The organism is Streptococcus sp. 79 (assembly GCF_013277425.1).
Classification (GTDB): Bacteria; Bacillota; Bacilli; order Lactobacillales; family Streptococcaceae; genus Streptococcus; species Streptococcus pseudopneumoniae.
Genome location: NZ_VMMW01000118.1, coordinates 1 through 3,901, shown reverse-complemented (window position 1 = coordinate 3,901; position 3,901 = coordinate 1). Strand labels below are relative to the sequence as shown.

The window sequence follows — 3,901 nt, the reverse complement described above, 5'->3', positions numbered from 1 at the left end:
AGCAAACTCAAGCCGCTAACAGCTGAAGATAAAGCCTGTAACCATGCGCTATCTAAGGAGAGAATCAAGGTTGAGAGTATTTTTGACAAAGTATAGTAGATTGAAACTAGAATAGTACACATCTACTTCTAAAACATTGTTAGAAATCGATTTGACTGTCTTGATTGATTTGTCCTGTTCTTATTTCATTTCACTATGAAAACGTTTAAAATATTTTCAACAACCTATCGAAATCATCGTAAACGCTTCGGATTACGAATGAATTTGATTGCTGGCATTATCAATCATGAACTAGGATTCTAGTTTTGCAGGAAGTCTATTGTCAAAAATGTGATGGTAATCTTGTCCATCGACTGTCAGGTGACGTTCATAAATGCCTGAAGTCACGACAGATTGATTGACAACGGGAATGGTCATTAAGTGATTTCCCCTCGGATTGGCTGAATCTTGAATCTCGATTTGCCAAGTGTTATCCCCTCTTGTCTGATTTTTTCCAATGGTCAGGATACTCCCTCCCAGATTGATCAAGGCAGAAGTCATACCCTCTTTTCTAAGAAATTGGGCACCCTTTATCTGCACTATAACCCTTGACTAAACAACCTAAATCGATTTTCATTCCTTTCTGCTTTAAGAATACAATGGAAGTAGAAGAATCTAACTCGATATCATGAGGATTGATTAGAGACAGCACCGCTTCAATTTCTTGAGGTTGTGCAGCTTTGGCATCTGAAAAACCAATGCGCCAGGTTTGAATTAGGGGACCAATACTGATGTTGAGCTGGCTATAGAGTGCTAGGCTATGCTCTAAACCAAGTGAAATCAGTTCAAACAGGTCTGGATGAACAGTGACGGGGGCTATTCCTGCTTGATAATTGATTTCCATCAACTCAGATTCTTGACTATTGGCATTGAAATGGTATTCAAGCTTTTTGAGCAAATCAAAGGATTTTTGGAGTAAGATATCTGCTCACTCATTAACTAATGAAATAGTGATAGTGGTTCCCGTTAGGAGTTCAGAATGTGAACGAAGAGGCAAGCTAGCAACTTTTTTCTTTTGTAGAAAATAAGTTGCAATATCAAATAATTATATAAATGGAAGACCTTGTATTTTATTTTCATGTTATTATAATACCATAAAGCTAGAATTTTCATAAATTAAATTTGGAAAAAGTCAAGAAATATGCTTAAAAAAATTCATTAGGCTTGAAATTAGGATAAATGGAGAATTGTTTTTGATAAAAAATGATAAAGTAATAGCAAACCTCTGGTAAACGCTGACAATAAATGGTATACTAGTAAGGTAAATTTAGAATGAAAGTAGGAAATTTTTTATGAGTAAAATTGTTGTAGTCGGTGCTAACCATGCTGGTACAGCATGTATTAATACTATGTTGGATAATTTTGGAAATGAGAACGAAATTGTTGTATTTGACCAAAACTCTAGCATCTCTTTCCTAGGATGTGGAATGGCTCTTTGGATTGGTAATCAAATTGACGGTGCTGAAGGCTTGTTCTATTCTGATAAAGAAAAATTGGAAGCTAAAGGTGCTAAGGTTTACATGAACTCACCTGTTCTTTCAATCGACTATGATAACAAAGTAGTCACAGCCGAAGTTGAAGGAAAAGAGCACAAAGAATCATACGAGAAATTGATTTTCGCTACAGGTTCTACACCAATCTTGCCACCAATAGAAGGTGTTGAAATTCTTAAAGGAAACCGCGAATTTAAAGCAACTCTTGAAAACGTACAATTCGTGAAATTGTACCAAAACGCTGAAGAAGTGATCAATAAACTTGCTGACAAGAGCCAACACCTTGACCGTATCGCCGTTGTTGGTGGTGGTTACATTGGTGTTGAACTTGCTGAAGCCTTTGAGCGTCTTGGAAAAGAAGTTGTCCTTGTCGATATCGTTGATACTGTCTTGAACGGTTACTATGACAAAGACTTTACACAAATGATGGCGAAGAACTTGGAAGACCACAACATCCGCTTGGCTCTTGGTCAAACTGTTAAAGCAATCGAAGGTGACGGTAAAGTTGAACGCTTGATTACCGATAAAGAAACTTTTGATGTGGATATGGTTGTTCTTGCGGTTGGTTTCCGTCCTAACACAGCTCTTGCTGACGGTAAGATTGAACTCTTCCGAAATGGTGCTTTCCTTGTAGATAAGAAACAAGAAACTTCAATTCCAGGTGTATTTGCAGTTGGTGACTGTGCGACTGTCTATGATAATGCTCGTAAAGACACAAGCTACATCGCCCTTGCTTCAAACGCAGTTCGTACTGGTATCGTTGGTGCCTACAATGCTTGTGGACATGAATTGGAAGGAATCGGTGTTCAAGGTTCAAACGGTATCTCAATCTATGGTCTTCACATGGTTTCAACTGGTTTGACTCTTGAAAAAGCAAAAGCTGCAGGTTACAATGCGACTGAGACAGGATTTAACGATCTTCAAAAACCAGAATTCATGAAACACGATAACCATGAAGTAGCGATTAAGATTGTCTTTGACAAAGATAGCCGTGAAATTCTTGGTGCCCAAATGGTTTCACACGATATTTCAATCAGCATGGGAATTCACATGTTCTCACTTGCTATCCAAGAGCATGTAACAATTGATAAATTGGCATTGACAGACCTCTTCTTCTTGCCACACTTCAACAAACCATACAACTACATCACAATGGCTGCCCTTACAGCTGAAAAATAAAAATGATGAACTATCTGGTCTTAAGTTAAGGTCGGATAGTTTTTTAGGTACGACGGGTCATGGCCTACATCTGAGGAACAAGTCCTCTGTGGGCACTAGCTACCGATGAACCCAACAGCGCCCCTCAATCCTGACTATCGTGAGGTAGCGGACGAAGACGGTCTGGAGATAGACCCTGACGTTAGAGTAAAAAACGTTAGAGGAAAGAATAGCGAAATCCTGGTTCTAGGAACAGAGAGGTGCTAGGAAAGCCTATCTAGCAGATGAGATAGCCAAGAACTCTAAAGTTTAAATAGGTAGTCGTAACTTATATCTGTAAGTCATGAAAGTAATTGAATTCGGACTAAGGTTTGTGTGAAAAAGATAAATCTTCCTAGAGTCCAAAGACTCTGCGTCCGATTTCCTATTTTCACTGTAACCTTTTAACGTCCTCTGTTATAAAGGAAGAAAAATCTGGGACTGATTCCGTGAGGTTTCATGAGCGCCTAAAGCATAGTAACAAGGAATCATGAGAAGTCAGCAGAAGCCATAGTAGTGATGAAGTTTCTGTAGTAGTATTAAATGGTTCAGTTGTATTTCCCAAAAAGATGTGCCAATACAATGTATTACATAAATCGAATTTTAAATCTTAGGAAGTAGAAATTTTTAATGGTAGTAGATTTTCAAAGTGGTGAAATATGTTGAGGAATTTATTTTCTTTTCAAACATCAGATATTATTTATTTTGATAATGCAGCTACAGTTCCCAAGCCAAAAGCTGTTGTTAATAAATTAACAGAAGTTTATTCAGGAATTCCAATAAACATTAAGAGACATAATTCAAAAAATGATTTAATTTTTTCTAATGAATATGAGGCTGTTAAGAAAAAAATTAAAAATTTTCTAAGTGCCAGTAACTACAATGTGCTTTTCACTAAAAGTGCTACGGAGGCTTATAACTTACTTAGTAGGTCTATAAAATATAATAAAGGTAAATTAGGCGTGTCTGTATTAGAACACCATTCTAATTATTTACCTTGGAAAATGTTATAGTTGCTTAGTTTCAAACAAGCATGTTATAATAAAGCTATGGCATATAGTACAGATTTTAAACAGCGAGCATTAGATTACATCAAAGAGGGGGCACAGCCATGTCGAGGCAGCCAAGGTTTTTGATGTCGGCGTCAGAACTCTCTTCACGTGGGAAAAGAA

2 protein-coding genes and 4 pseudogenes are annotated in these 3,901 nt (G+C 37.2%); 5 read left to right on the top strand and 1 reads right to left on the bottom strand.

Annotated elements, in window-relative coordinates; translation table 11 throughout:
- Both HT729_RS11405 and HT729_RS11400 read left to right on the top strand, forming a co-directional pair.
- Positions 1 to 93, top strand: a pseudogene (locus tag HT729_RS11405) (IS5/IS1182 family transposase); the annotation flags it as partial.
- A gap of 102 nt (positions 94 to 195) precedes the next feature.
- A pseudogene (locus tag HT729_RS11400) lies at positions 196 to 303 on the top strand (IS5/IS1182 family transposase); the annotation flags it as partial.
- Positions 304 to 315: 12 nt separating this feature from the next.
- Here HT729_RS11400 and HT729_RS11395 read toward each other — a convergent pair.
- Positions 316 to 1,036: pseudogene (locus tag HT729_RS11395) on the bottom strand (FAD:protein FMN transferase); the annotation flags it as partial.
- 295 nt (positions 1,037 to 1,331) lie between these two features.
- Here HT729_RS11395 and HT729_RS11390 point away from each other — a divergent pair.
- The 3 genes and pseudogenes from HT729_RS11390 to HT729_RS12295 form a co-directional block, all read left to right on the top strand.
- Positions 1,332 to 2,711 carry an FAD-dependent oxidoreductase gene (locus tag HT729_RS11390; protein ID WP_000036801.1) on the top strand — a complete coding sequence of 460 codons (1,380 nt, stop codon included), beginning with the start codon at positions 1,332 to 1,334 and terminating at the stop codon, positions 2,709 to 2,711.
- 677 nt (positions 2,712 to 3,388) lie between these two features.
- Positions 3,389 to 3,742 (top strand): aminotransferase class V-fold PLP-dependent enzyme, encoded by a 354-nt coding sequence (locus HT729_RS11385; RefSeq protein WP_000945719.1) that lies wholly within the window; start codon positions 3,389 to 3,391, stop codon positions 3,740 to 3,742.
- A 36-nt stretch (positions 3,743 to 3,778) separates the two neighbouring features.
- Positions 3,779 to 3,901: pseudogene (locus tag HT729_RS12295) on the top strand (IS630 transposase-related protein); the annotation flags it as partial.